The 1663-nt window shown below is 32.5% G+C and carries 1 protein-coding gene; it reads left to right on the top strand.

Annotated elements, in window-relative coordinates; translation table 11 throughout:
* Positions 1 to 342 precede the first annotated feature (342 nt).
* Positions 343 to 1581 (top strand): mandelate racemase/muconate lactonizing enzyme family protein, encoded by a 1239-nt coding sequence (locus tag DMP16_RS09675; protein WP_143577173.1) that lies wholly within the window; start codon positions 343 to 345, stop codon positions 1579 to 1581.
* Positions 1582 to 1663 lie beyond the last annotated feature (82 nt).

Below are 1663 nucleotides of genomic sequence, written 5' to 3'. Positions count from 1 at the left end.
ACCATGGGTAATGAACCCAATGGCATATGGGTTAAAGAGTAGTAAAAGCGTAAATGTTAATGCCGGAATACTGATAATATCGTTATTAGGAGGATCTGTAATATTATTAAACGAAGTAATAAAGAGGGAATACTTAAATGTAAACTTTACCTTTATTAAAAAAATGTTAATTTAGTTTTAATTTTTCATTTTCTTGCTTGGACCTTCTTCCTTTTCCTTTAATAACTTATTAATCTTTGATTCTCAATTCGAATTATTTGCTAGAATGCTTATTTATATTTCTCAGTTTTTTTACACGTGATAAGCCATATTTTTTATGTTTAATGTATAAAACTTAATTATATGGAGCTTAAGATAACTGATTTTAAGGTTTTTACGACTCAAGCTAATTTTGAGTGGACTTTTGTTAAAGTGTATTCTAAAGACCTTTATGGTGTTGGTGAGGCTGGTCCAGCACCCGGATTAAAGGGAATGGAGAGTGAGTTCAAACAATTATTACTTGGAGAAGACGCCTTTAAGATTAATAGGATTGAACAGAAACTAAGATACGCTACATTATACTCAGGGAGCACAACACATCATTTAGTAGCAGGAACTATAATAGCAATTTATGACTTGATTACGAAATACTTGAATATCCCGTTATATAAGTTTTTAGGAGGAGATAGGGATGAAATTAGGGTATATGCTGATGCTCATGCTGGTAACGGATTAGAAGCGATTAATTCACTCTTATTACCAGTATCATTATGTGATAATAAACATGCAGAAATAAGATCTAATATCCCAATTAGCGGAAGACTTACAGAGGATAAGTGGGAGAAGGAGTATTCAGTCGAAGCCTTCGTAAAAAGAGCTAAAGATCTAGTTAATGAAGGATATACCGCGATAAAATTTGATTTAGACATACCTACTCCTTACTTAAATTTAGGGAGAATTAGAGTTGGCGATCTATCACTTAAGGATATTGATTTTATGATTGAAATAATTAAGGCTATAAGAGATAGTATAGGTAACGAAATAGATTTAATGGTAGATTTGCATTGGAGATATAACTTGAATACTGTATTAAGGTTATGTAAGGCTCTTAGCCCATATAGGCTTAGATGGATAGAAGACCCTACTCCTGCTAGCATAGGCTTAAGTAATTTTGATGAATTAAGAATTATTGCAGAGCGATGTAATACTCCTATAGCTATAGGAGAAACCCTTTACTCTTATCAGCAATTTAAAGATCTTATTCCATCAAAGATTCTAGTTTGGACACCTGATATAGCGAAAACGGGAATTATTGAAGGAAGAAGAATAATTGAGTTAGCGTCCATGTACGATATTGAATTTTCCCCTCATAATATAGGTTCTCCCATAGCTACTATGGCAACAGCACATTTATCATCATTATCGAATACTCTTGGAGCAATGGAATTTCATGCTCATGATCTTCCTTTTTGGAATGAAATAGTAAGGCCTAAAAAAAGAATAATTGATCATGGTTTTATTAAGTTAAATGATGAACCAGGTTTAGGTATTGACTTAGATACTGACGCAGCTAAAAAATATTGGGATGATATAGATCTTTAAACTAAAAATACGTCATGTATAATGGGAGGGTGTGATGTTTGGTTAGGATTGTTGCTAGGAGTATTAGTAAGGTTTTTAAGAG

It is taken from the genome of Sulfolobus sp. B1 (assembly GCF_007050195.1).
Taxonomy (GTDB): Archaea; Thermoproteota; Thermoprotei_A; order Sulfolobales; family Sulfolobaceae; genus Saccharolobus.
The sequence above is the reverse complement of the archived record's forward strand: the minus strand, read 5'-3'. Positions and strand labels throughout refer to the sequence as shown.